At 43.8% G+C, this 24,360-nt stretch carries 45 protein-coding genes; 42 read left to right on the top strand and 3 right to left on the bottom strand.

What is annotated here, in order from left to right:
- Nucleotides 1-51: 51 nt before the first annotated feature.
- A complete protein-coding gene (locus tag AC3WQ3_RS22265; RefSeq protein ID WP_492473597.1) occupies nt 52-558 on the top strand; it encodes an acyl-CoA thioesterase in 507 nt (168 codons plus the stop codon).
- A complete protein-coding gene (locus AC3WQ3_RS22260) occupies nt 559-960 on the top strand; it encodes an FxsA family protein (RefSeq protein ID WP_127536528.1) in 402 nt (133 codons plus the stop codon).
- Between the two features lie 88 nt (nt 961-1,048).
- On the opposite strand, the gene ytvI is transcribed toward AC3WQ3_RS22260, so the two are convergent.
- The 3 genes from ytvI to AC3WQ3_RS22245 all read right to left on the bottom strand — a co-directional run bounded on the left by ytvI (nt 1,049) and on the right by AC3WQ3_RS22245 (nt 4,043).
- Complete coding sequence (gene ytvI / locus AC3WQ3_RS22255; RefSeq protein WP_336779421.1) at nt 1,049-2,167, bottom strand: sporulation integral membrane protein YtvI; 1,119 nt, start codon at nt 2,165-2,167, stop codon at nt 1,049-1,051.
- A gap of 319 nt (nt 2,168-2,486) precedes the next feature.
- Nucleotides 2,487-3,674: a tyrosine-type recombinase/integrase gene (locus AC3WQ3_RS22250; RefSeq protein WP_492473596.1), complete on the bottom strand. Its 1,188-nt coding sequence runs from the start codon at nt 3,672-3,674 to the stop codon at nt 2,487-2,489.
- 18 nt (nt 3,675-3,692) lie between these two features.
- Complete coding sequence (locus tag AC3WQ3_RS22245; protein ID WP_492473595.1) at nt 3,693-4,043, bottom strand: helix-turn-helix domain-containing protein; 351 nt, start codon at nt 4,041-4,043, stop codon at nt 3,693-3,695.
- Between the two features lie 156 nt (nt 4,044-4,199).
- Here AC3WQ3_RS22245 and AC3WQ3_RS22240 point away from each other — a divergent pair, with 156 nt between their 5' ends.
- From AC3WQ3_RS22240 to AC3WQ3_RS22045, 40 genes are all read left to right on the top strand, one after another.
- Complete coding sequence (locus AC3WQ3_RS22240; protein ID WP_492473594.1) at nt 4,200-4,433, top strand: helix-turn-helix transcriptional regulator; 234 nt, start codon at nt 4,200-4,202, stop codon at nt 4,431-4,433.
- Between the two features lie 43 nt (nt 4,434-4,476).
- Nucleotides 4,477-4,635, top strand: a complete 159-nt coding sequence (locus AC3WQ3_RS22235; protein ID WP_492473593.1) for a helix-turn-helix domain-containing protein — start codon at nt 4,477-4,479, stop codon at nt 4,633-4,635.
- Between the two features lie 6 nt (nt 4,636-4,641).
- Nucleotides 4,642-5,367 (top strand): ORF6C domain-containing protein, encoded by a 726-nt coding sequence (locus AC3WQ3_RS22230; protein WP_492473592.1) that lies wholly within the window; start codon nt 4,642-4,644, stop codon nt 5,365-5,367.
- 14 nt (nt 5,368-5,381) lie between these two features.
- Nucleotides 5,382-5,639: a hypothetical protein gene (locus AC3WQ3_RS22225; protein WP_492473591.1), complete on the top strand. Its 258-nt coding sequence runs from the start codon at nt 5,382-5,384 to the stop codon at nt 5,637-5,639.
- Nucleotides 5,636-5,791: a hypothetical protein gene (locus AC3WQ3_RS22220; protein ID WP_492473590.1), complete on the top strand. Its 156-nt coding sequence runs from the start codon at nt 5,636-5,638 to the stop codon at nt 5,789-5,791. The genes AC3WQ3_RS22225 and AC3WQ3_RS22220 overlap by 4 nt, the downstream gene beginning before the upstream one ends.
- Complete coding sequence (locus tag AC3WQ3_RS22215; RefSeq protein ID WP_492473589.1) at nt 5,788-6,216, top strand: hypothetical protein; 429 nt, start codon at nt 5,788-5,790, stop codon at nt 6,214-6,216. Before AC3WQ3_RS22220 ends, AC3WQ3_RS22215 begins: the two co-directional genes overlap by 4 nt.
- Before the next feature lie 4 nt (nt 6,217-6,220).
- A complete protein-coding gene (locus tag AC3WQ3_RS22210; protein WP_492473587.1) occupies nt 6,221-6,541 on the top strand; it encodes a hypothetical protein in 321 nt (106 codons plus the stop codon).
- A 95-nt stretch (nt 6,542-6,636) separates the two neighbouring features.
- The gene (locus AC3WQ3_RS22205) at nt 6,637-7,569 is read left to right on the top strand and encodes a DnaD domain protein (protein ID WP_492473585.1); all 933 of its coding nucleotides are present in this window, start codon (nt 6,637-6,639) and stop codon (nt 7,567-7,569) included.
- Nucleotides 7,566-8,093: a Holliday junction resolvase RecU gene (locus tag AC3WQ3_RS22200; RefSeq protein ID WP_492473583.1), complete on the top strand. Its 528-nt coding sequence runs from the start codon at nt 7,566-7,568 to the stop codon at nt 8,091-8,093. Before AC3WQ3_RS22205 ends, AC3WQ3_RS22200 begins: the two co-directional genes overlap by 4 nt.
- A gap of 29 nt (nt 8,094-8,122) precedes the next feature.
- Nucleotides 8,123-8,488 carry a hypothetical protein gene (locus AC3WQ3_RS22195; protein WP_492473582.1) on the top strand — a complete coding sequence of 122 codons (366 nt, stop codon included), beginning with the start codon at nt 8,123-8,125 and terminating at the stop codon, nt 8,486-8,488.
- Nucleotides 8,485-8,895 (top strand): hypothetical protein, encoded by a 411-nt coding sequence (locus AC3WQ3_RS22190; RefSeq protein WP_492473581.1) that lies wholly within the window; start codon nt 8,485-8,487, stop codon nt 8,893-8,895. The genes AC3WQ3_RS22195 and AC3WQ3_RS22190 overlap by 4 nt, the downstream gene beginning before the upstream one ends.
- A complete protein-coding gene (locus AC3WQ3_RS22185; protein WP_492473580.1) occupies nt 8,892-9,080 on the top strand; it encodes a zinc-finger domain-containing protein in 189 nt (62 codons plus the stop codon). The genes AC3WQ3_RS22190 and AC3WQ3_RS22185 overlap by 4 nt, the downstream gene beginning before the upstream one ends.
- 41 nt (nt 9,081-9,121) lie before the next feature.
- Nucleotides 9,122-9,499 (top strand): nucleoside triphosphate pyrophosphohydrolase family protein, encoded by a 378-nt coding sequence (locus AC3WQ3_RS22180; RefSeq protein WP_492473579.1) that lies wholly within the window; start codon nt 9,122-9,124, stop codon nt 9,497-9,499.
- Between the two features lie 62 nt (nt 9,500-9,561).
- Entirely contained in the window at nt 9,562-10,302 is a 741-nt protein-coding gene (locus tag AC3WQ3_RS22175) for a DNA-methyltransferase (RefSeq protein ID WP_492473578.1), read from the top strand.
- 32 nt (nt 10,303-10,334) lie between these two features.
- Complete coding sequence (locus tag AC3WQ3_RS22170) at nt 10,335-10,574, top strand: hypothetical protein (protein WP_492473577.1); 240 nt, start codon at nt 10,335-10,337, stop codon at nt 10,572-10,574.
- 160 nt (nt 10,575-10,734) lie between these two features.
- A complete protein-coding gene (locus AC3WQ3_RS22165) occupies nt 10,735-11,073 on the top strand; it encodes a hypothetical protein (protein ID WP_492473576.1) in 339 nt (112 codons plus the stop codon).
- Nucleotides 11,074-11,089: 16 nt separating this feature from the next.
- Entirely contained in the window at nt 11,090-11,503 is a 414-nt protein-coding gene (locus AC3WQ3_RS22160) for a hypothetical protein (RefSeq protein ID WP_492473575.1), read from the top strand.
- Nucleotides 11,500-11,985, top strand: coding sequence for a hypothetical protein (locus tag AC3WQ3_RS22155; protein WP_492473574.1), 486 nt, complete (start codon nt 11,500-11,502; stop codon nt 11,983-11,985). The genes AC3WQ3_RS22160 and AC3WQ3_RS22155 overlap by 4 nt, the downstream gene beginning before the upstream one ends.
- Nucleotides 11,982-12,260 carry a hypothetical protein gene (locus AC3WQ3_RS22150; RefSeq protein WP_492473573.1) on the top strand — a complete coding sequence of 93 codons (279 nt, stop codon included), beginning with the start codon at nt 11,982-11,984 and terminating at the stop codon, nt 12,258-12,260. Before AC3WQ3_RS22155 ends, AC3WQ3_RS22150 begins: the two co-directional genes overlap by 4 nt.
- A 42-nt stretch (nt 12,261-12,302) precedes the next feature.
- The gene (locus AC3WQ3_RS22145) at nt 12,303-12,920 is read left to right on the top strand and encodes a phiTE_072 family protein (protein WP_492473572.1); all 618 of its coding nucleotides are present in this window, start codon (nt 12,303-12,305) and stop codon (nt 12,918-12,920) included.
- Nucleotides 12,921-13,035: 115 nt separating this feature from the next.
- Nucleotides 13,036-13,419 (top strand): hypothetical protein, encoded by a 384-nt coding sequence (locus AC3WQ3_RS22140; protein WP_492473571.1) that lies wholly within the window; start codon nt 13,036-13,038, stop codon nt 13,417-13,419.
- On the top strand, nt 13,406-13,645 hold the full coding sequence (locus tag AC3WQ3_RS22135) for a hypothetical protein (protein ID WP_492473570.1): 240 nt from the start codon (nt 13,406-13,408) through the stop codon (nt 13,643-13,645). The genes AC3WQ3_RS22140 and AC3WQ3_RS22135 overlap by 14 nt, the downstream gene beginning before the upstream one ends.
- Before the next feature lie 219 nt (nt 13,646-13,864).
- Nucleotides 13,865-14,146: a hypothetical protein gene (locus tag AC3WQ3_RS22130; RefSeq protein WP_492473569.1), complete on the top strand. Its 282-nt coding sequence runs from the start codon at nt 13,865-13,867 to the stop codon at nt 14,144-14,146.
- Complete coding sequence (locus AC3WQ3_RS22125) at nt 14,143-14,382, top strand: hypothetical protein (protein ID WP_492473568.1); 240 nt, start codon at nt 14,143-14,145, stop codon at nt 14,380-14,382. Before AC3WQ3_RS22130 ends, AC3WQ3_RS22125 begins: the two co-directional genes overlap by 4 nt.
- Nucleotides 14,379-14,612: a hypothetical protein gene (locus AC3WQ3_RS22120; protein ID WP_492473567.1), complete on the top strand. Its 234-nt coding sequence runs from the start codon at nt 14,379-14,381 to the stop codon at nt 14,610-14,612. Before AC3WQ3_RS22125 ends, AC3WQ3_RS22120 begins: the two co-directional genes overlap by 4 nt.
- Entirely contained in the window at nt 14,609-14,809 is a 201-nt protein-coding gene (locus AC3WQ3_RS22115) for a hypothetical protein (RefSeq protein WP_492473566.1), read from the top strand. Before AC3WQ3_RS22120 ends, AC3WQ3_RS22115 begins: the two co-directional genes overlap by 4 nt.
- Nucleotides 14,810-14,823: 14 nt before the next feature.
- Nucleotides 14,824-15,225 (top strand): hypothetical protein, encoded by a 402-nt coding sequence (locus tag AC3WQ3_RS22110; RefSeq protein WP_492473565.1) that lies wholly within the window; start codon nt 14,824-14,826, stop codon nt 15,223-15,225.
- A gap of 373 nt (nt 15,226-15,598) precedes the next feature.
- Complete coding sequence (locus AC3WQ3_RS22105) at nt 15,599-15,829, top strand: hypothetical protein (RefSeq protein WP_492473564.1); 231 nt, start codon at nt 15,599-15,601, stop codon at nt 15,827-15,829.
- 143 nt (nt 15,830-15,972) lie between these two features.
- Entirely contained in the window at nt 15,973-16,488 is a 516-nt protein-coding gene (locus AC3WQ3_RS22100; protein WP_492473563.1) for a hypothetical protein, read from the top strand.
- Nucleotides 16,485-17,138: a hypothetical protein gene (locus tag AC3WQ3_RS22095; RefSeq protein ID WP_492473562.1), complete on the top strand. Its 654-nt coding sequence runs from the start codon at nt 16,485-16,487 to the stop codon at nt 17,136-17,138. The genes AC3WQ3_RS22100 and AC3WQ3_RS22095 overlap by 4 nt, the downstream gene beginning before the upstream one ends.
- A gap of 77 nt (nt 17,139-17,215) precedes the next feature.
- On the top strand, nt 17,216-17,758 hold the full coding sequence (locus tag AC3WQ3_RS22090) for a site-specific integrase (protein WP_492473561.1): 543 nt from the start codon (nt 17,216-17,218) through the stop codon (nt 17,756-17,758).
- A 250-nt stretch (nt 17,759-18,008) separates the two neighbouring features.
- Entirely contained in the window at nt 18,009-18,161 is a 153-nt protein-coding gene (locus AC3WQ3_RS22085) for a hypothetical protein (protein ID WP_492473560.1), read from the top strand.
- Complete coding sequence (locus tag AC3WQ3_RS22080) at nt 18,139-18,474, top strand: HNH endonuclease (protein ID WP_492473559.1); 336 nt, start codon at nt 18,139-18,141, stop codon at nt 18,472-18,474. Before AC3WQ3_RS22085 ends, AC3WQ3_RS22080 begins: the two co-directional genes overlap by 23 nt.
- Nucleotides 18,468-18,794, top strand: a complete 327-nt coding sequence (locus AC3WQ3_RS22075) for a hypothetical protein (protein ID WP_492473558.1) — start codon at nt 18,468-18,470, stop codon at nt 18,792-18,794. The genes AC3WQ3_RS22080 and AC3WQ3_RS22075 overlap by 7 nt, the downstream gene beginning before the upstream one ends.
- Nucleotides 18,795-18,827: 33 nt before the next feature.
- Nucleotides 18,828-19,124: a hypothetical protein gene (locus AC3WQ3_RS22070; RefSeq protein ID WP_492473557.1), complete on the top strand. Its 297-nt coding sequence runs from the start codon at nt 18,828-18,830 to the stop codon at nt 19,122-19,124.
- Between the two features lie 186 nt (nt 19,125-19,310).
- Nucleotides 19,311-19,595, top strand: a complete 285-nt coding sequence (locus AC3WQ3_RS22065; RefSeq protein ID WP_492473628.1) for a hypothetical protein — start codon at nt 19,311-19,313, stop codon at nt 19,593-19,595.
- Nucleotides 19,592-21,268 (top strand): terminase TerL endonuclease subunit, encoded by a 1,677-nt coding sequence (locus AC3WQ3_RS22060; RefSeq protein WP_492473556.1) that lies wholly within the window; start codon nt 19,592-19,594, stop codon nt 21,266-21,268. Before AC3WQ3_RS22065 ends, AC3WQ3_RS22060 begins: the two co-directional genes overlap by 4 nt.
- A gap of 20 nt (nt 21,269-21,288) precedes the next feature.
- On the top strand, nt 21,289-22,431 hold the full coding sequence (locus AC3WQ3_RS22055) for a phage portal protein (RefSeq protein WP_492473555.1): 1,143 nt from the start codon (nt 21,289-21,291) through the stop codon (nt 22,429-22,431).
- A gap of 2 nt (nt 22,432-22,433) precedes the next feature.
- On the top strand, nt 22,434-23,141 hold the full coding sequence (locus tag AC3WQ3_RS22050) for a head maturation protease, ClpP-related (protein ID WP_492473554.1): 708 nt from the start codon (nt 22,434-22,436) through the stop codon (nt 23,139-23,141).
- Between the two features lie 27 nt (nt 23,142-23,168).
- Complete coding sequence (locus AC3WQ3_RS22045) at nt 23,169-24,329, top strand: phage major capsid family protein (RefSeq protein ID WP_492473553.1); 1,161 nt, start codon at nt 23,169-23,171, stop codon at nt 24,327-24,329.
- The last annotated feature ends 31 nt before the right edge of the window (nt 24,330-24,360 follow it).

Genomic DNA, 24,360 nt, shown 5'->3' with positions numbered 1-24,360 from the left:
CTTTTCACGGAATAAATACGTATAAAGGGTAGACCCAAGGAGGCGGGTAACATGCAAGAACAGCACCATGGAAACTGGTATGCGGCACGTCTGCGTGTACGCTATCAAGAGAGTGATCAGATGGGTGTGGTCTATCACGCCAACTATTTGAATTGGTTTGAAATCGGTCGAACCGAGATGATTCGCCAAATGGGGTATACATATCGTAAAATGGAGGAACAGGGGCTACTGCTTCCCGTAACTGGACTGGATGTGAAGTATCATAAGCCTGCAAAGTATGATGATGAGATTATGATATTCACCCGAATTGTTGCATTTAGTGGTCTTCGATTAAATTATGAGTACGACGTAAGACGCATGACCGAAGACCTTGCTGTACAATTCGGCATTGGAGAGCAGGTATGGGCTTCTGATGAATCGCTTCCGGGAGAACGACTGGTTACAGGCTCTACCCAGCATGTGTGGGTGAATGGAGATTGGAAGCCGGTAAGACTGGATAAAGCCGCCCCTGAGCTCTATAGCGCACTGGAGAAAGTGTGGCTCTCAGGAAAGGAGTAATTGGTAATGCGAAAATGGATGTGGGCTATATTATTATTCGTTCCGGTTATTGAATTGTTTGGATTCATTCTGATGAGTGACTGGATCGGAGCCGGGAAGACCTTGCTTCTCATGATTCTCACGTCCTTGATTGGTATAGCGATGCTGCAATTTGAAGGGCGAAAAGTACTCGTCGATGCCAAAACCGAGATGGAACGAGGTAAAGTGCCTGGACGGAAAATGGTAGACGGACTTTTTATTTTTGTGGGTGGTTTCTTGCTGTTGATTCCGGGGTTTGTTACGGATATCATCGGATTTACCCTGGTATTTCCGTTAACACGTGCAGTGTACCGCTTATTTTTCCTGGGTTGGCTTGAGAAAAAAATGAAAAACGGCAGCATCACGTTCTACCGCCGTCCGTAATATGGTGTTGATTCATTATTAAAGGCTCCTTCGTGCAGATCTTTCCTGCAGAAGGAGCCTTTTTGATGTATTAAAAAATGTACAAAAGCTATCGGACCCGGCCATTGATGATGTACGTTCTCAGATCGCGCAGCACATTCGCACGATTGAAGGCATCAAGAATGACCAAGCTGACAGGACCGATGATCAGGCCGAGTACGCCAAAGAGCTTCAATCCAACAAACATGCCTACCAGTGTCGCAAGTGGATCCAGACCCACACTGCTTGCCAGCACCTTTGGCTCAATGATCTGTCTCGCAATCAGTACGATGAGATAAACGACCGAAATACCAATCCCAAGATAGATGTCTCCGTTCATAAACAGGTATGCTGCCCATGGAACCATGACCAGTCCAACGCCAAGATAAGGCAGAAGATCAACCAGCCCGATAAGCAATGCAATAGTAAAAGCAGACTTCACCTGTAAGATGAGCAATCCAATCATGACAAATACCGCAGTTATGGAAATCATGATCAGCTGAGCACGGGCATAGCCGAACAATGCTTTCTTTAGGTCGTTCCATATGTCCGTAATCGGTTTGCGGATTGAAGAAGGCACCCATCCCGAGACTGTAATGCCGTGGCGGGTCCAGCTTTTGCTAATAAAGAACGTGGAGAGCAGAACGACAATTAATACGGCTCCCATGTTGGGAAGCGAGGTAAGCAGACCCAAAATCATATTGAAAAATCCGGTAACCAGATCGCTGACAGCGGTACCTACCGTTTCGGTTGTTTTGCTGATATTGCTGTTGATCGTTTCCTGATAGTTAGGATTTTCCTTATAAAATTCGTTAATCTGTCCGATCAGGTTCTGAATCGTATCGTTTTGGGTCCAGCGGACAAAGGTTTCCTTAATCTCGTCCACATGCAGGTCAAAACTCGTGGTGAGTGATATCACTTCTTTTACCATCCGGGTTACTGCTGCGGAAAGTATCACAACGATTGCCCCGAAATAGACGATCAATGAAAGGGTCACAGCTAACCAGCGTGGAAAGCGGGCTTTGTCCTGAAGCAGCTTCACCAGTGGATTCATCGCATAAGCGATAATCCATGCGATGACAAATGGGTATAGAAGCGGAAACAGCAAGTATATGGCAAAGGCGATCAGAACGGTCGCAATAATGACCCACAAGCCGCGCAGCAGGCGTTTCATAATAATTCTGTCCAAACGTCACGTCTCCTTCTAACAATTTCGATCAGCATAGAAGCTATCTAGTTAATATAGAGCAATTGCAGCGTTTTGAAACGTTGGTTTGGCCTGCCAAGGAGCATTTATTTTCTTTTGCCTAGAGTATGCCAGAACACATGGATATATAGCAATATTCATGGAGCAGGCGCACAGAATTATATAAATAGGATAAAATGTCAACCTTGTTTTTGTAAAGGCTTTCAAAAATGATTTATAGGCGTGATAAAGAAGTTTACGGGAAAAACCCTTGTGTATCAAGGGGTTGACGAAGGGTCCTCCCACGATTCACCCACGAAATCTAAAATATGTCTCCGATTAGCGCGTCTAATTTATCGGCAGCCTCCACTTTCCTCGTTTGAGTAACGTGCAGATAAACTCTCCTAGTAACATCATCATCTTCATGACCCAGCATGTCCTGTATAGTTTCAATCTCAACCTTTGCCTCGGCCATTAGTGATGTAAATGTGTGTCGCAGAAGGTGCGGGGTTATGGTATCTGGCAAACCGGCTTTATCCAAAATGTCTGACATCAGTACTCTGATCGAGCTCATAGGCATCGGATACCCAAGATACTGATGTTCATTGAAAAATATAAACTTATGATCCTCAAACCACTTACCGTGCATAGCCTTAATTTTAGCTTTGTACGCTAACTGCTCTTTTATTATCTCGACTACACTTTTGCTTATTGTAATTTTTCGAACTGAAGATGGTGTTTTAGGTGGATTAATTTCATAATTTGCAAGAGAATTGGGGATGTACAGAGTTTTTGTTATAGACAATGATTTGTGCAGTTCATTAAAATCTGTTTCCATCAATGCGCACAGCTCGCCGATCCTTAACCCGGTGTAGGCTAATACAAAAAATATACGGAAGGCCTGCTCCGTTGAAGCTGTTTTTGATGTTTTAAGAAATCCAACCAATTCATCTTTTTCTAAATAACGAGGAATCTCGTTAAATTGTTCAACTTCTTCAACAGTTTTTTTATATTTAGGGACTTTAACATGCAAGACCACATTTTTTCTAACTAAATCATGCTTTAAAGCTTTCTCGAAAATCATTTTTAGAATCGTGTGAAGACTGTTAAGGTAACTTCTCGAATAATCCTTCTGTTTTAGATCATCAAATACATCTTGCAGATAAAATGCTGTGAAATCTTGAATATATATTGATCCAAATATCTCATTAACTGAATTTATTGTACTTTTTCTAGAAGCAAGGGTACTTCGTGATATTCCGGATTTGGAATATTCATTTATCCATTCCTCAGCCCAAGTTTTAAAGGTTATTTTAGATCTGTCGATATATAATCCATACATTAATTCAGCGTCAATTCTGATTGATTCATTTAATGCCTCATCATAAGAGTCAAAAGCAGGCGTTTCTTTTTGAATTCTTTTCCCGGATATCGGGTCTTTCATATCGTATCTATAAGTAAACTTGCCTGATTTAGTTTTCCTTATGTTGGCTTTTTTCTTGTTAGCCATTTTAAATCACCTCAAGCCTTAATTTTCATTGTTAAGCGACCTTTCCATTAATAGGTTGAACATTTTAACTTCTTCTGGAGGAAGCGATAATATTAGTTCAATGGCTTTCTTTTGATCTTCTGTAATTTCACGATTATGTATAACGGATCCGAAATCAACCATCGGATTATCAAACAATAAATCATCTATTGTTACATCAAGCACGTTTGCAATAAGATCAACTTTACCCATTCTCGGTTCATTCCGACCTGATTCCCAATAACCTATAGTAACTCCTGATACTCCAATTCGTTCCCCTAATTCTTCTTTTGTAAGGTTTCTTTTTTCACGGAATTTCCTAAGGTTTTCAGCGAAATATATTTTCTTCACATTTGATTCTCCTCTTTTAAAATTATGTTTACATCCTACCACTAAAATTCTATTATTTCCACAAAAATTCTAACTTAGACTTAAAAATTCTAAAAATATGCTTGAAGTCTAACTTTAAGTTTGATATATTGAGTACACCAGAGGGGGTGAACATCTATGGTGAGGCGTACACTCAGGGAATGGAGGGCCTACAAAAAGTATACTAAGTCAGCAATGGCTTCGAAATTAGGCATTCATAACAGTACTTACAAACGAATGGAAGATTATCCTGAGAAAATCACCTTTGAGGAAGCCATTAAAATTTCCGAAGCTCTTGAATGTAGATTGAACGAAATCATTTTTTTTGAGAAAAATCCTAACTTTATGTTAGGTGAAGTTGTTCCAGTCTAACACTGTGGAAAGGAAGGAGGTGATTCTGGTGTCTTCGGAGCTTATGACAATCAAAGATTGCATGGATTACTTCAAGGCGAGTCGTTCAACTATAATGCGTCGACTCTCAAGTGGAGAATTGCAAAGCTTCAAATTCGGTGGTAAGCGCCTAATTCGGCGTGAATGGGTGGATCATTACGAAAAAAATCAAACAGCGGGGTGAATACAAATGAATCAAATTAACAGCGGTCTAATGACAGTTCACGGTGTTCGTGGATTCATTGATGAAAATGGGACAGCTCAAATCAATCTTGAAGACGCAGCTAGAGGGCTTGGTTTCACAGATAGTTCTAAAGGAACTGAGTATGTGAAGTGGGATCGTGTCCGGCAGTATTTGAATGATCTTAAGTTTTCGACAGTAGTGTCGAAGGATTCATTTATTCCAGAAACTGTTTTTTACCGCTTAGCAATGAAGGCAAAGAATACAGCTGCTGAAGAGTTCCAAGAAAAAGTCGCTGGCGAAATCTTACCGTCTATCCGTAAGACTGGACAATATTCAGTTCAAGTATTAGATAAAGATGCAGCACTTGCTGTTGCACTTCATAAGACTGCTGACATGATGATGAAGTTCCCTGAAATCGAAAGTCGTCTGGAGCGGGTCGAAAACAACACGACTGTTGAACATAGTCAAATGTTAAGTATCAAAATTGCTGCAAGCAAAACCGTGACATCGGCATTAGGCGGAAGGGACTCTGAATCCTTTCACGACAAAGGTCTTCGAAGTAGGGCGTACCAGGAACTATGGCGCGATTACAAAGATTATTTCAACATCAACTCTTACCACAACACGCTTAAAAAGGATTTTGATAAGGCCCTGAGTCACATCAAAGCTTGGAATCCTACTGGCGGACTGCTCCGGGAAATTGAAAATACGAATCGCCAGATGGCGTTTTAAGGAGGGTGAACGGAATGAATGAAGTGATCGAGCAAAACGCACTCTCATGGATATTCCCAGGGGCGGTTTCGCTCCAAGAACTGCAAAGATTCCGCGAAGGATTGGAAGCCAGCTTTACTTACGCCGATGCCGAAGGAGATTGTTTAGGATTCTACGGTGCGCAAGCTCATACGATCATGTGTACTGACTGGCCAAACGAAAACAAGTTTCAATACCTTCAAGTTCTGGATGATGTATATATAAATTTTATGGATAAGGCGGGACGCTTATGACAGCAGCTCGATTGGAAGAACGCATCGAAATGAAACGTCGGTTGGACAAGTTGGTTCGGATGAAAAATACCGATCCGGCTGCAGCAAGTTGGTTTGATGGACAAATCGAAGAATTAGAGGCGGGACTTCGCCAGAAAGAGGGACAAGCATGAATCAGATTACAAAGGATCGTCAGCGCCGCGCACTGCGCGCACTACTGCTGCAAACATATACTCAAATGGCCGAAACACCTGCGGATGACGTGGAAAAGCTTGCCGACTACCGTTTGAAAACATTCCGGATCCAAAAGCAACTCAAGCAAGTGGATAATCCGGTCGACAGTCGCGAGTATGTCACGAGAGGAAGCCTGGTGGGACACTGCATGAACTGTGAGGTTCCGATCTCCAGGTACAACATTTTGAAAGTCGAAGATAACGGTTCAATGTTCTGCTGTGATGGTTGCCGTGTTCACTATGATGAGTTCTGCGGGCATAAAAAAGCGGCTGCGTCTCGCGAACGCAACCGTCTTTCAACAACATTTGAAAATTCAATTAACGTCATTTTATCAAATAATGAGCCGCAAGGCAAGCTGGGGTGATTCCGTGGAACACAGACCGTATCCCAAATCAGTACAATTGCGTGGCAAACGCGTAAAACTGACCCAGAAACAAATGGGCGATATTTCAAATGCAGTAGATGAACGGGTTAAGGATCGTTCCCAAGGGATTTGTGAAGCATGCGGACGAGCTGGAGCTGCCCAACGCGCTCACTTGACTGGCAGAACACAGATTGACCATAAAACGCAATCATACGATCTCGCACATCTATGCTTAGAATGCCATGGGATGTTAGACGGAACAGAATCTGGGCGAAGATTTCGGCGCTTGGCTGCCAACATCATTGAATACGAATTAAATAATTAATACATTGTTGTGACGTCACACGCCCGTCACGCGTGACAGGTACGTGACGTCACAACATATGAATTGAAAGTGTAATTTTAAGGAGGCTGGCCGCATTGGCATGGATAGAGAGCCATCAGGGATTAGCCAGGCACCCTAAGACCAAAAAGTGTGCAAGGAAGCTTGGTGTTTCAGTTCCGACAGTAATTGGACACTTGCACTTGCTTTGGTGGTGGGCGATGGACTACGCGCCTGAAGGAGATATAACGCGGTTTGATCCGGAGGATATCGCAGATGCAGTAGAGTGGCAAGGGGAAGCAGATTTGCTGCTTAAATCATTGATAGATGTGGGTTTTATTGACGAAATAGACGGAATGATTTGTATACATGATTGGTTCGACTATGCTGGAAGGCTGGTTGAAAAACGCGAGAAAAACAATGAACGGAAACGCAAATCTCGCCTAAAACAAAAGGAAAATGAAGGTCACGCACCTGTCACGCGTGACGGTGGTGTGACTGACGCGCCGGACACGGGGCTACCTAACCAACACAACCAACACAACCAAACCGAACCTAACCAACCTAACCATACCGAACCACAACCAACACAACCTGAGAACGAAAACATGTCTGGTAGTAGTGGTGAGATTATTGAATTGAATCCTTATAGAGTTTTTGAACAAGAAGGATTCGGAACTATAAGCCCAGTTATAAAAGATCAAATGGAAGACATGATCGTCACATATGGATCGAGATGGGTATGCGAAGCCATGAAAAAGGCTGTCGTTTCTGGAAAACGCCGAGTGAACTACGTTGAAGGGATTCTGAAGAATTGGAAAGCTGACGGAATAGATGAACCTTGGACAAAAGAACCACCACCAAGTAACAACGGAGGCAAGTCTTATGGACGAGGCGGGAAACCAAACATTCAAGTAGTACAACCTGTTACTGATCCAAATGAGTCAGATATTTCGGATGAAGAGCATGAAAAAATGATGCGCTTTGCGGCTGAACAAATGGCTAAGAAAGCAGCAGGAGGTGTCTCATGACATATCGAGGCAATAGAGGAATGGGATTTGAAGCAATCATTACTTTCTCCAATGAACGCTATGACAAATTAGGTCTGGCCGTGGTAAACAAGCGGCCTACTCCGGTCAAAGTAACAAAGGCAGCCGGCGCTAACGTACTTGCAGGGTATTATGAAGAACCTTCAACGGTTGATTATGACGGAATAATCAAAACGGGCCGGGGAATCGCTTTTGAAGCCAAGTCGATAACGAGTCTGGATCGGTTCCAGCTCAAGAACTTGAAAGACCATCAAGTCGAATATCTGCTCAAGGCTCACAAAATGAATGGTATCTCTTTTCTGCTGGTAGAGTTTCGGAAGCAAGACAAGACATATCTGCTGCCTTATACGGTCCTCAGATACTTTTGGGACGCTTATAAACGGAAACAAGGGTCTAGTATTCATATCTCGGACTTCGACGTTCACGCCTACGAGGTTTTAAGTGAAAGGGTACCCGTAGACTATCTGGCGGCAGTAGACAAGCACTGGCAGGCGTCTGGGTCATGATTATCACATGTTATGTATGTTCGTCGGACATGAAGGAGTTAAGAACGGATGTTTTTCAATGTCCGTTCTGCGGATATCAGGCAGAGCAGATGTCCATTACGCGGGAAATCACTCAAAAAGATATTGAGACAGCAGCTAAGAACGATATCAGCAAAGCGATATTGATTGAGCGAGTTAAGAAATACGATTGGGATATTGAACGAGCGACTACAGAGCCGGTACGCTTCCATGATTTCCACGGGAGATGGCCAGACATGGCAGAGGGTAACAAAATACCGAGAAAGACTTACTATGCCCGGGTTAAAAGCGGATGGAGTTATGAACGGGCCGCAACGGAACCTGTGGATCGATCTAAAACACCTAAAATGTATCGGAAGAGGGGTGTTACAACATGAACATGAAATCAGGATGGAACGAAGTTAATGGGATTGCAGCAGCTAACAACGTGTCTTACAGCACTTTTATGCGAAGAAGGCATGAAGGGATGTCTCCGATTGAGGCAGCGAGTAAACCACCTCTTGTCCGAATTGCTAAAGAGAAGCCGAAAAAGACTCCCAGTCTTGTTAGACGTGTAGCCGAGAGACCGCAAGAACCAGAATACCTTATCGGCAGGCAGGCTGCCTTAGAAAAAATCGATAAGGTTGTAAACAAGCACTGCAAGTCGTGTTTATACGGGAACATGTTAGTTAGTCAGTGCTTACTGGAATGTCCTATCGGTAAACAGCTTCAAGAATTGGGCATGCATCTGAAAAGAGAACGGAAATCCCGATCTGGTCGAGTAGAAGGAGCGATTAAAGCATGAACAGGACAGAAGCTACATTCCAGATCGGTGATATTTTGGAATCCAAGTGCGGCAGCTGCCCGATACGGAAGGAATATAACCGGCTTCACGGCGGATCGTTTTCAAAGATAGACAACCATTGTAATCGTGAATGCCCTGTTGGAAAGCAACTGCAGGAATTAGGAAAGCATTTAACACGTTCATAATCACAAAAAGGCCTCTGGCCCATTCAAAGGAGAGAATAAATATGAAATCAATTAACGATCTGGTAAAAGCAGCACATACGAATGCAGTAAACAAAGGCTGGTGGGACGAAGAGCGGAGTTTCGGTGAAATTATTGCTCTTATCCATAGTGAAGCGTCGGAAGCCTTGGAAGACTATCGAGTTGGTGAAGCACCGGATCATATGTGGTATGAGCGTAAAGCTGCTGGGCTCGTATTGAAATCGGACAAGCGTAACAGCGTTGAGGATAAGCCTTGTGGCATCCCTTCAGAGCTTGCTGACATCGTTATCCGGGTATTTGATGCCTGCGGACGGTACGGAATCGATCTGGAACAAGCAATCCTTGAAAAGATGGAATACAACGCTACAAGACCTCAGAGACACGGCGGTAAAACATTGTAGGAGTTATCACCAATACAACGTATAACCCACAGAGGTTAGGGGATAGGGAGGGGATAGGCAACATGATCAACCAGATTATTAACGCGGATTGCTTCGATGTCTTCCCGTACATCCCAGACGGGAGCATCGACATGATCCTCTGTGATCTGCCTTATGGAACCACGCAAAGCCCATGGGACTCTGTGCTTCCGTTTGAAAGACTTTGGACGGAATACGAACGGATGATCAAAGACAACGGAGCAATCGTCCTGTTCGCTAAAGCACCGTTTGATAAGGCGCTGGCAGCAAGCAACATGAAGTTGTTCCGGTACGAATGGATCTGGGAGAAGAACAAAGCGACCGGACACCTAAACAAAGGACTTATGCCAATGCAGGCGCATGAAAACATCCTGGTATTTTACAAACGGCCTCCTGTATACAATCCGCAGATGTCACAGGGTCACAAGCCGATGAATGCTGCCCTTGGTAACCATAATTCACCTGTATACGGAAAAGGAAAAGCAACTCCGAATAATGCAGGAGCAACGGAAAGGTACCCGCGCAGCGTACTTTACTACCCGGTAGTGAACAATGACGACCCTGAGCGCATACACCCGAATCAGAAGCCCGTGGAGCTCTGCGAATACCTGATTAAGACTTATACCGCTCCTGGCGAAACGGTGCTTGATAACTGCGGTGGAAGCTGCACGACAGCAGTAGCTGCAGCACGAACCGGACGGAATTACATTGTGATCGAGCAGGACGCAGAATATGCAGCTGGAGGACAACGCCGGATTGAGAATATGCAACTGACACTATTTTGAGGGTATAGGCCCACCAAAGGAGAGATACACACATGGAAGAGTGGATGGAAGGCATGCAAAACAAATACTGCGGTGTTATAAAGCATGACGATGCTGTTAAATATCTCAGCGATAAGAACAAAGCTGATTTCAATTACTTGTGCCACTTGATCGAATGCGGCCGCAGAAACGATGGCAAACAGCCTGTTAACGCATATCTGATAATTAACGTAGATGAACCTTATGCAGAAGAAGTAGCGGAAATCCTTAAAAGAAATGGACATTGGGGTTGAGGTCTTAGGGCCTCTTTCCCAGGGAGGGATATACACGGATAAGTTAATCACAACTGTCATTGGCAGATTCAAACTGTTCAAGCAGCCGTACAAGGTCGGGGAAACAATAGAAGTACGTGGCGAACCAATGCTTGTTCTAGGGATTGAGAATTTCGAAATGTTGAGTTCGATGATTCTTGTCCGTTACACCTGCCAACGACTTAACCAGACGGATTTTGTCAGCAAGGCAAAGGCTTATAGAGAGCCTTTCACAGTGGAATTGGATATTGAAATTCCGCACAACCAATGGAATGAGATTATACCAACCATCCGGTTAGGATCCACACACGTCATCCACGGAGAGGTTTTCAAAATAATCGAATATACGAGCATATCACTTAAAAGCACGGACTTGGCAATTGACATGATTGCCCGTCCTGTATACCCGATAAATCGCAAAGAAGCGAAAGCGAAGTTGTTCAGTGAGCGCCGCAAGAAATTGAAAATCGAAGTGTTATAGGGGAGGAAGAACATTCATGTTAATAACTGAAACTAAAGGAAGTTTCGTCATACAGGACAGAAGGACAGGGAAGTATTTGCAACACGATGGAACGGGGCAGGATCACCCATACAACGATGTCCGTTCCACAGAGGATGCAACTATTTGGCAGACACTTGAACACGTCTCGTACGTCCTGTGGTGGTATGTGGATTCGTTTGGTGATTATCGAATTATCAATCTAGATAACGGTGAGCATTACGTAAAAAATAAAAAACGTGGTATGTCCCACGTTATGAAAGAAGATAAGGTCACTTGCCCGGTCTGCGGAACGAGTTATCTCAAACCCGGCTTTAAACGTCTGGCAAGCAGATATTACTGCAACAACGTTAACAAGCATCATGGCATTCGTTACAACCTCACGATTGAAGGGGAGGGAGAAGAGTCATGAATACAGACTATTGCAAACACATGGTACCGCTCATGAAAAACGATACATGCCATATATGCAGCCTGGAGGCTGAACGGGACCAAGCCATTCAGGAGCTACGTGATTATAAGGCGGAACGCGGTGAGAACCTTGGTGAAATGTTGGATGCTCGAGCAGAGGCTGATAGGCTCCGCATAGATCTGGAAGAGGCAAGAGAAGAGAACCAATCTCTTCGCCGATCTCTCACAAGCCAAGCAGTGAAAGATGCTAATTACAACGTTGAAATTGTGCGGCTCCGCAAGGAGCTTGAAGAGGAGCGAAAAATCAGATTCCCACGACAGGCTGATGGTGAAGGCGGATGGACAATTGACTACAAATTCTTGGAGCGATTAGATATTAGGATTCTGAAAGAGTCGGATTTTTCAATGGACTTAGAAGACATAGAGCAAGTTCTTCTTTTTCTGGAGAAGGTTTTGGGTCAGGAAGGAGAGGGGAACCAATGAACAAACTTGAGCTGCTGAATAGCTTGCCAGTTATCGAAGCGGAATCATCATTAGGAGAACTGGAATACGTAATGGTTGCAAACTCTCCTGAGACAATCGCGGTGCTGGAACAGATTGGACTAACCAATGCAGATATTGACGAATGGACATCGGATGATGGTGAGTACATTGATATTTCGGTTATCGGCTTTGATGCTGGTGCCAAGTGGTTTCAGGAGAGTAGAGGCGGATTCCTTGCTTACACACCAAATGATGCACCTGAATGGGCTAAATAATCGGGTTGAGGCTGGGCCTCTCCCTACTAAGGAGGATATAAGATGCAAGAATATAATCTCGGAAAATCAACCATGGAACGTTATAACATTCGATTAAAGGGTGGAAATCACTGGCGGTGTGCGTGGGCAATTATCTCCATAAGCGATGACGGCGTCTTTAATGCTCAAACCGATTGCGGTGACTTTTCATATCGCTGGGGATCATTTGGAGACTGTTTTAAATCGTTCCTTCTCGAAATTTGCTCCAAGGATACCAGTTACCTTTACAGGAAAATCCATGATTCCGAACGGGACGGAAGAATTGATATGGAGAAAACCATCGACAACATGAAAAGTCGAATACTCCAGAAACGCAGAGAAGATGGAAATCGAAAACCGTACTTGCGTGATGAACTGGCGCCAGAGCAAGCGAGAGATTTATGGGACGCTTTGGACATGATTGACCATACCGAGATATCTAATGATGCTTTTGCTTCTATTTTCTATCACGAACTGCCGAGCGATGAGCGTAGAAAAGTATTTTCGGATGAATTTTGGTATGACGATCTACTTGTCACTACGCCCGACAGAAGAGCACAAGCATTCTGTGAAGTGGTCGCTCCTGTATTCGCTGAAATACTTAAAGCAGAACTTGAAAAAGAAAAAGCTGTTACTGCGTAGACCGCCAAAATGATGAATAAGGCCGATAGGCCACCGATTCGACCGCAATACTTAACGATAGTGGAGGCTGTATCATGTTTTGGTCGGTCTCCCCAAATAGGAGGATATACAAGATATGAGCCGGAAAAAAAACAAGTATCGCAAGATAAGAAGCGAATTTCGCAATGTACTCCGGGAAGAAATGAAGACGAATAGAGCTTTGGCAATGCTTTGTGCTGTCACTTATGAAGCCAGCAAGCACAGATCACATATCATGAAAATTTGGTCAATGAGTGCAAAACATCCAAGCTTCAAGCAAGAATACAGCGAAACGTTGTTCGGAAAACACCTGACTGGATCTAGTGATATTTTTAGATCGCTTCATTTCGCTGTACCAGGAATAGCAAAGAAGTATTGGGGCGAGATTCCCCAAGACTTGGTAATGGGAGATGCATACGGAGTGGCGTTGTCAGTTCTGTTGGCTCCCAAGGAAGGAGCCGATAACGATGAAACAAATTAAGGTTATTTCTCAGAATCCATTCCGAGTATTCAACCAATCAATGGAATTGGTAGGGGAAGTCAAAGATTCCGAGGAATTGGTAGCGGAGCTTTATGAGGAAACAGAAGAATACTTTGCTTTAGACAGCCACGGAAGAGAAATATACGTAGGATGCCTGGATATAAGCGGATCACTGGTATTGGATGAATGTTTCGAATTGGTTGAGGAAGGAGCGGATACAGAATGATAGAGTGGCGTAAATACCAAAAAAACGATCGAAGCATCCAAAGTCACGTTCCGCATCTTATCACAAATGGAGTGTATGCAGAGCTGGCGTTTCATGCAAGCAACCCAAATCTCGGATACACCTGGTATAAGTGGACGAGCGATACAGGTTATGACCAACTCGTAGATATGCCGGTTGTAACCCACTACGCACTTATAAATCTCCCTAAGGATGATTCAAATGTTCAGTAGCTTCCGTAAAGCATTTAAGCCAACCCAAGAAGAAATTGAAAGGTCGCGGAAGCTTGTAGTGGATTATATTGCTAAAAGGGAAATGTACCTTGCAGAAAAAGGGTTCAGTACTGAGGAAATGAACATCTTAGAAGAAATTGACGGTGAAGAAGCTAAAGCCGTGAGAACATTCCAAACTTACTATAGCCGATACGATCAATTGAGGCATGGATGGATCACAGTAGCGCAAGTTAAAGAGGACATTAGAAAATACAAGGAGGAACAAGCATGAGACGATTCGGGTTGAACTATGATGATGCGGTGGCTATTCAGGCATCACTATTAGATGGACTGAGCGCTCAGAATATGGTTTATAAATTTTCTAGCCATGGCTTATCATCTACGGAAAAGCGGAACGCCAAGGAAGAGATGAGACGTTCCATGAAGAAAATCGCATATCTCAACAGCTTCACCAAGGCCAAAAGTAAAGCGGAATTACGGGAGATAGGGAGGTTGGTGGTGGAATGAACAACCGTGTAGCGAATTATCTGGATGGGTTGGAAGGGGCAGCTGCTGTGGATCTGATTGAAATGATCAGGGAACGTGACCAGGCGCTTCAGGAGGTTACTGAAACTAATTGGCAGCTAACATTTGAACGGGATATGGCCCGGCGTGAAGCTGAAGATTACAAAGCGATATGCGTTAAATATAAAGTTGATGAGATGCGGCGGAAGCGGGCAGGCGGTGAAATCAAATGACCCAACGTGAAGCAAAATATCATTGGGAATGGACGGAAAAAGCAGTTGAGGAAAATAAGTTCCAAGATATTGTGGCGGGAACACCAGTTTGGGATAATTATATAAAGAAAGCACCGGAACGCTGGGTAGATGAAGGATTGATTCGTGAAGCAAAGAAGCCATTGATTCCAGTGGGACAAGCTACATTTGATTTTTAGGAAAGGGGCCATATATGGGGCTTGCGGTGGTACAAATGGAGATTTTCGAACGGGTGACAAAAGTTGAACGGAACGAAGTAAAGCAGCTTTTGACGGGTTATCCGAAAATGGCCCTGCAAGTCAAAGACTTACGGCGCAGAGATCCGGCAACACTCACTCCTAACCAACTGAAAAAATTGAGCGAAGATGGACCGAAAGTAGACGAAATTAATGTTGCTGTCGGCTTGATTATAGATGAAGACGTTAAGAAGATATTTGAACATAGATACATCAAGGGCGTAAAGTACTCAGGCACACTTGATACGTTCTGGCAAAAGAACGGACGTAGTGAACGGACCATTGACCGTCGAATAGGCGTGGGACTGGACACAATTGCAGAGCACTTGAAGTTATGTGGAATCATCGGTAAAAAGTGACGGTAAAGTGGCGCTAGAATGACGGTGATATGGCGCCAAAATGGCGGCTAATGAGTTATACACTAGGCACATAAGAAGGGAATTATTCCTTCCGGTGTGCCTAGTTCCGTTATCCCTAGGCGACTCGACCATGCTAGGTGACCCAGTCAAGCTTCATAACTGGCGAAGGGCGGTGTGGCGCGGGGAAAGCGGGTAAGATCACCGCAAGTTCGCTCCATCCGGGCGAACTTTACAAATACGGATTTTTGCATGCTCGTATGAGCGTGCATTATGGCCTACTGGAGCAACTGGGTTCGATTCCCAGTAAGGCCTTTGAATTGTGAAGGTAATTGAAAATTTTTGTAGAATTCTTACCCTCAGGAGGTGAGAATTCATGAATGAGGTCAAACATTACTTTTATCAAGCAGTAGGGAGAGCGTATGGCCGTGAAAATATAGTCAATTGGGAAATTTTATTCGCTCGTGGAAATGATGGCTATTATCACGGAACTATTAAAGGCGGTACGCTTTCAACTCAATACGCTTGGGTGTCTACAGGGAAATTAGATGTCGAAGAAGCGTATGAATTTTTGAAGCAAATTTGCGACAGCCGCTCAATAACTTGAAAGAAAACTCAGGGCACCTTAGTGGGTGCTCTTTTATATTTGTTAATCTATAAAACTGCAAAAGCATCCAAACGGTACATCCAGTCTATAACACATGATTGGATGTTTTTTTAATTTTATAGAGACATGGGAGGGTGACAAGGGTGTCATTAATACAACGTATTATAAAAGGGAGAAGGGTTTCTTCCCTGGCGGTATCAACAGATGTACCTATGTCTGCAGATGAAGGCGTAAACGGTGAAGATGTGGCTATCGTTGGGCCATCGACCACGCACGGGTATGACCCGGAAACGGGAACTATCCGCATTATGCCTTATGCGCGGAAAACATGGAATCCGCAATTTTTTAAAGCCATGGCCGTTTCGGCCGGAAACACGTCCCCAGTTTTGACGCCATCCAGTTACGACGTAAGGAATTACGACAAACTTAGGCTGGTAGTTAAAACGAGTGGGGCGGGCAACCTGGAAGTGTTGATACGCATTTCCCTTGACGGCGGATTCACTTTCCACGTAGCTAATACGTTGACTTTGGGCGACATGAGTACAGTTAAAACAATGGTGCTGCCTATTGAGACAATTGGAGCGCCTTTGCTGAGTGTCGGGATAAACAATAAAGCTGGAAACATTCAATCCGTAGACGTTTGGGGGTTTTTGTGGTGAGTGTAAACAGATGGCAATATCGCAATACTAACGACTTACTTTGTATGCACGTTGCATCATCGGACAATACAACATCTGCAAAAACAGATTCAAAGCAAATCGAATATCGCTTCATGACTGCTGCGGGAGTAGAACAGAAGTGGCACAGACCAGCATTGGTTGGAGATACCTTGGTTGGTAAAGCTATTTTCCCGGCAGAGATCACAACTCAGGACCGCACAAAAATGTCACAACTTAAATTCTATTTGAATTATTCACCAAAGAGCGCGGAAAGAGACAGCGTGACACATATCGTGGTAGACCTCAAATCAAGTCGTGCGATTAATGGTCTTGAATTAATTTGCGGCTTTTTAATTCAAGCTAATGAGAACGGTGATCCGGTATATGGCAACAATCAAACTCTTGCATGGGATGTGTTCAAGGAACCGATTAACCTAAAAGCCGGAACACAGAGATTTGTTCGCCAACTTCCGGCCGACCACATCAAGAAACAAGCTGATGCGCAGTCTTTCATGCCGAAGCATTCGCCGTTTTATTACTGGCGTATGGAGGGTGTGAACACGTTTCAGCCAGGTGATGAAATTGAGTTCTCGTTCCGATTCGTGTCTCAACCGTTTATCGAGGCGCCGGTGGGAGTGCGAAGCGTTTAGATAACCTGTATTACATTAAATCAACGGAGTCATTCAGTTATTACTGAGTGGCTCTTTTTATTGGGAGGTGATGGCCGGTGAACTTCGTACAGCCGATCAGGGACCCGGCTATCATTGATGATATAAAAGAGTTCCTGAAGTCGGAAAGCGAACGCAATTACATGATGTTCGTATTTGGCATCAATACGGGACTGCGAATACAGGACATGCTTAAGCTTCGAGTAAGGGACGTGCAGGGTGAACACCTCATCTTGATTGAAATGAAAACGAACAAAAAGAAGTGGATCAAGATAAACGCAGCGTTACGCCGGGACCTGAAGAGGTTTACAGAAGGAATGGGAAGGGATGAATACCTGTTCCAATCCCGTCAAGGAGAGAACAAGCCAATCAAGCGTGACATGGCATACAAGATCATGCGCAAGGCTGCCAAGCGTTTCGGATTGGCCGATATCGGCACGCACACTATGCGCAAGACATTTGGTTACCACATGTACCAAAAGACAAAGGACATAACGCTCGTGCAGACGCTGCTGAACCATTCGGACAAATCCATCACGATGCGTTACATCGGAATGGACCAAGACATGATGGATGCGGCAATGACCAGCTTTGGATTATAAGCTATTCATATTTAGCGAGTGTATAACTCAAAATTAATAACAGCTCTAAAGCCTTATGGGATAAGGAAAAATTTAAACGAGCGGAGTTATGCTCTCTAATAAGATATGAATAACTCAATATTTATGCAGAAATCAAGGAAAAGGGAAGGTAAACATAGCGAAAAAAACCCGATAAACCCTTATTTTAAAAGGGTTATTTGTGCGCTAAATGGCATGAATATTTATACAAAACAGTGAAGGAGGAATAATTGTGGCTAAGGTTGATGGCGTCAAGGTTGAAGTCAACGTTGATACTCATGAATTAGATGAAGCTATAGTCAAAGCAGAGCATCTCGTCGCCTTATTGGAACGAGCCAAGGTGCTACAAGTTGAGGTGCAACATGAACGTCTACAAGACAATTGAGCAGAAGCGGAAGTTCTACGACAGCGGAGAGTGGAAGCAGCTGAGGGCAAAGGTTAAGCAACGTGACAACTACGAATGCCAGCCATGTAAACGAAATGGATTAGTCAGTATCGATACAAACGAATACAGCGAGTCTGCTGGTCGCAAGAAAATACAGCTTGTGGTCCATCACATCAAGGAGCTTGAGGATCATCCAGACCTGGCACTTGACATAGACAACCTGGAGACGGTCTGTGTTAACTGTCATAACAGGGAGCATGACCGTGTGTTTGAACGGAACGCCAACAAGTGGGAGTGTGATGAAAGATGGTAGGAACGATCAGTGACCAACAATGGGACAAGTTATTCCCTGCAATCGAAAAGGCGCTTGGATTTACTTTGTATGAGTGGCAGAAGGTTTTCATTAAGACTGGTTCCTGGACTGCGAGCGGTAGGCGCAACGGCTTCACTTTAGCTTACATCATAAAGCAGATTGTATCTTTAAGTGGTGAGTCGATAAAGGCGAGGGATATTCACAAACTGCAGGATGGGTTACATGGCGTTCAATACAGAGCGTTCTTCGAGAACTTCTTTCAAGACATCCATGGGCGATTAAAGAGCGCTGGAGTTCCAGTAATCAAGATCGAACGATAGTACGAGAGGTGATGACTTATGAAGGTACCTTGTGTGAAATGCGGACAAAGAAAAGCAGAAACAGTCGGGGTAAGAACCGATGGATTGACATGCGCATCATGTAGCGGTGAAGATGTACCATTGTTAGTCATTGAAGTGAAGGACTTAAACAGTCTTCCGGTTGTGAAACACAATGGAGAGTTGATAACCGGAATGATTGCTATCGAGTATTCATGGGGAACACGGACTGAAGTAGTTGGTGATCATGAGTACATGATCGAACATGTGATCGAGCAAGACAAAGGAAAGGTTCCTTTGATACGAAAATTAAATGAAAAAAGATGGGTATAGGCCCCCCGGTCAAAAAGTTTTGCGGTTTGCTCAGCCTTGGGCACCGGTGGGGGGAGTGTTCTGTCGGGTTTTTTAGGGGAAATATATAAAGCCTGCATAATGGTCATATATGGAAAATTAATAAAGGGGGTGATTTTGTTGACTGATGCAGCCGAAAAGTTAAGAAAGCAAATTGAGCGCGATCTGATGAAACAATTAAAAGCGAATGGTCCTCCTCCTTCTTATCACAAAGATTTGGTCAAAGACTATCTGTCATTATGGGATCTGAAGAATGAATTGATTCTTGATATCGAAACAACTGGAATCCAGATCAACGGGATGCATGGTCCGAAATCAAACCCATCCATTGCTGACTTACACAAAACAAACGACCGTATGATAAAGATCCTGGATGCTCTGAATTTGAACGTGCCGAAGTCCGAACAAACGGGCTCATCAACCAAGGGCGGAATGAAAAGTGAATTGATATGATTCGACAGAAATACGTTGATGCATATATTCAGCTTTACCATACGGGGAAAGTAAAATTTAACAGGGAACGCGAGCAATTAATTGAATACCTGGAGCGGGATGTTCTTTCCCGTGACGATTTGTATTTTCAAGACGAAATGATTGAGAACTGTATCCGGTTTGCGGCGAAGTGGTATTATCCTTTGCAGCCGTTTCAGAAGTTCTTGATTGCTTTCGTTTTTTTGTTTTTCAAAGACACTGACCAGGTGTTCTACCAGAAATTCCTTTGGATGATGGGTAGGGGTGGCGGAAAAAACGGACTTATCACGGTCGTATGCCATTTTTTAATAAGTGAGCTACATGGTATACGAGAGTACAACATATCTGTTATTGCCAACTCGGAGGAACAAGCCAAAACGTCAGTGGAGGAAGCAGCCAAGGCAATTAAGCGAGAAAAGACATTGTTGAAACACTTCAAGCCTACAGCGATGCAGGTACTTTCCAAGAAGACGGATAGTATTTTCAAGTTCAGAACATCCAACGGAAACACGAAGGACGGTCTTCGAGACGGTGCGGTAGTTTTTGACGAGATCCATTACTTTGAAGATAACTCTGACGTCCGGGTTCACATATCCGGTTTGGGTAAAAAGAAAAATCCGCGCGAGTTCTACATTGGTACAGACGGATATGTGCGTGATGGATTCTTGGACAAGTTCAAAGAGAAGGCCAAGAAAGTATTAAGCGGCGAGGCCAGGGTAAACTCAGTGTTTCCTTTTCTCTGTAAGTTGAACGACGAAAAAGAGGTTGATAGTCCGGAATTGTGGGAGCTGGCAAACCCGATGCTCAGCGAGCCAAGGAATGAATATGCTCAAGGGTTGTATGACAGGATCTACGAGGAATACGAAGACTTGGCGGACGACCCTTCAAACCGAGAAGAGTTCATGACCAAACGTATGAATCTGCCGGTTACCGATCTGGAACGGAGCGTAGCGAAGTGGGAAGAGATTAAAGCTACGAATCAACCGTTGCCAGATCTGGAGGGCAAGGAGGCGATTGGTTGCATCGACTTTGCGCAGATTCGGGACTTTGCTTCTGTTGGCTTAGTTTTCAAACACGATGGAAAGGTGCCGTTTATCACGCACTCCTGGACGAGAAAAGAGTTTGTAGATAAGTATTACGGCTACTCCATGCGCCAGGTGGACACCAAAGAGAAGTTTGCTCCAATCAAAGAATGGGAGTCCAAGGGGCTGCTCACTGTTTTGGACGAGGAAATGATTAACCTGGAACATATCGTGAATTGGTTCGTCACAATGAGGATGAAATACAGTGTCAAGAAAGTCATTGGTGACAACTACCGAATGGAAATGCTGAAACCTTTGCTCGAAGCAGTAGGGTTTGAAGTTGAAGTCATTCGCAGGCCGGAAGCAATTCACGGCCTCTTAGCGCCGCGTGTAGAGATGTATTTCGCCAAAGGTATGTTTATCTGGGGTGACAATCCGTTGATGCGCTGGTACACCAATAACGTGCTTGTGACGATCAAAAAAGACGGTAACAAGATATACGGCAAAAAAGAACCGATCAGAAGAAAAACAGACGGTTTTCAAGCTCTTGTTTGCGGCTTGTATCGCTTTGAAGAACTCAGCGAGGAAGGTATTGATGATGCATTGGATGCACTCGAAGCCTTGAACTTCTAGGAGAGGGGGTGTGAGAAGGGATGGGATTTCTGGATGGTGTGTTCAAGCGCAACAGCGAGCTAGAAACCTTGTTTGATTTTGAGATTCTACACGATTCTGCCAAGAGGTCATATCTGAAAAGGATTGCACTTGAGACGTGCATTAATTTCATAGCTAGGACCATGAGTCTAAGCGAGTTCAGGATTATGAAGGATGATAAAAGGATCCTTGATGATTGGAATTATTTACTCAATGTTCGTCCAAATACAGACCAATCTGCAGCAGATTTTTGGCAGCAGTTTACGTACAGATTGATTTATGAAAATGAGGTATTGGTTTTCCTGACGGACAATAATGATCTTTTGATCGCTGATAGCTTTTCAAGAGAAGAGTATGCGGTTTATCCAGATGTCTTCAAGGATGTCACGGTAAAAGATTACACATTTAAACGAACATTCCGAATGGATGAAGTCATTTACCTGACGTACAACAATGAAAAGTTGACCAAGTTCATGGATGGAATTTTTGAGGATTACGCTGATCTATTTGGCAGGATGCTAGAAACCCAGAAAATGAGCAACCAAATAAGGGGTACCGTAGGCGTTGATTCAACTCAATCTCTTGATGATAAAACAAGGAATCGACTTCAAGAGTTTATCGATAAGCTGTTTACATCCTTCAAGACGAATGTCGTGGCGCTTGTACCGAAATTAAAAGGTTTTGAGTACACAGAGGTCAATAACGGATCGAATAACGGTAAATCGGTTGAAGAGTTGGATAAAATTAAACGGGACCTAACAAATGACGTAGCAAACATACTCGGAATTCCGAATTCATTGGTCCATGGTGATATGTCGGATTATGAAACAGCAATTAAAGCTTATACCAGGTTTTGCACAAGTCCATTAAGCAAAAAGTTTAAGGATGAGCTGAACGCTAAGTTGGTCACAAAGCAAGAATACATGGGTGGAAAGAGAATCAATGTCCATGGTATAGCGGATATGAACCCACTTGAACTTGCTGATGCAATTGATAAATTGCGTGCTAGCGGTACGTACAACGGAAATGAAATTAGAAAAATGGTAGGCGGTGAGCCGGTGGATAATCCAGCGCTTGATGAGTACGTGTTGACCAAAAACTATCAATCGGCTTCTGCTAATAATCGGGAAGGAGGTGAGGGGTAAAGATGAAGCATAAGATCAAAGGCGACATTTCAAGTTGGAACTCGAGCGTTTGGGATTTTAACTACATGATGAGGTCCATTGAAGAGAACGAAGACATTGATTTGGAGATAAATTCATATGGCGGTGACGTGTTCGTGGGTATTGATATGATGAATACACTGCGAGGTCACAAGGGTCGCGTGACAATTACGGTTACAGGAATAGCTGCAAGTGCTGCTGGGTTGATTTGTATGGGAGCTGACGTTGTTCGTATGTATTCCAACACTCAAATCATGCTTCACAATGCGTGGACCGTTGTAGCCGGGAATGCTAAGAAGCTAAGAAAGACTGCAGATGATCTGGACAGTATTGGAGAATCGGTTCTAGCTTCTTACACTCATAGGTTAGACGAGAGCACTGCAAAAAAACTGCTTGAAGATGAAACGTATCTGTCTGCAAGCAAGGCTTTAAAACTGGGATTGGCTGACGAAATAGTCGATGGCAGTGCGGAAAAAGTCGAGTCTGAAATCTTTAAGGATCAGGCGGAGAGTTTCAACAACCAGATCACACCGTTTAGTAATAATGATCCTGGCATAGACAATGAACAATCCAAATCGTTACAAGCACAGATTCATAATCTGCAAAACGAAGTAGCTCAACTAAAAAATCAAAGTAAAGATCCGGATCCTGTTCCTGCTCCAGCAGCAACGGAGACAAGGATCTTTTTTTAATTCGAATAAATTGGAGGTCATGACAAAATGACAATGGTACTAAAAGGTAGTATGGAAAACTTCGAGGCCAAAAAGGCAGCTTACATGAACATGATCAAAGAAGGCGCTGATGCAGAAAAGCAGGCGGTTGCTTGGAATGATATGCAAGATGCGCTTGCAGCTGATCTGACGGAGAAAATTACGGCTCAAGTCCGTAATGATAATAACGATAGTCAAATCTTGGCCGCTCGTGGACAAAATGTACTTACAGCAACAGAACGTCAATTCTTTAACGAGGTCATTATCAGCGGTGGATTCACTGATGACTCAATTTTGCCCGTAACTACTCAAGAACGCGTTTTTGAGGATTTGGTTAAGGCTCACCCGCTATTGGATGCAATCGGTCTTCAGGATCTTGGGGCGGTGACACGTTACATTTATGCTGACCCGACAAAAGCTTATGCATGGGGGCAACTATTTGGTGGAATCAAAGGCCAAGTAGCAGCTGCGTTCCGAGAAGAACAAATCACTCAATTGAAACTCACTGCTTTTGCGGTCATTCCGAAAGACATGCTTGAACTAGGTCCGGAATGGGTTGAGCGGTATGTTAGAACACTCCTGGTTGAAAGCTACTCTGTCGGACTTGAATACGGTTTGGTAAATGGTCGAGGACCATCACAAAACGAACCTATTGGATTGACTAAAAACGTAGATAGCAGCACTGGCGCTGTTACAGCTAAAACATCATCCGGTACATTGACATTTGCACCATCGTTGATGGGTGAAGTTGTGGCTGGCGAACTGCATGATGTTGTAAAAGCCCTATCCACAGACGAAAAAGGCGATACACGAAAAGTGTTGAACAAAGTCGTTATGGTTGTGAACCCAGTAGATGCAATCAGCGTTCAATTCCGTAACACAATCCAAACTTCTAACGGCCAGTGGGTTACAGCCCTACCTTATAACATCAAAATTGTTGAGTCCGAGGAGATTCCAGTCGGTAAGGCGCTGTTCTTTGTTCAAGGCGAATATCTTGCTGTAATTGCAGGCGGGTACAAACTGAACAAGTTTGATCAAACATTGGCTATGGAAGATGCAATGTTGTACACCATCAAACAATTTGCAAATGGTAAGCCGAAAGACAATAAAACGGCACTGATTTATGACCTGGATATTCAATTCGGTGCTGAACCTGTAGAGACTCCTTAATCGGGGTCTCTAATTTCTTTTAGGAGGGATT

Source organism: Paenibacillus sp. FW104-T2 (genome assembly GCF_058789975.1).
The sequence above is the reverse complement of the archived record's forward strand: the minus strand, read 5'-3'. Positions and strand labels throughout refer to the sequence as shown.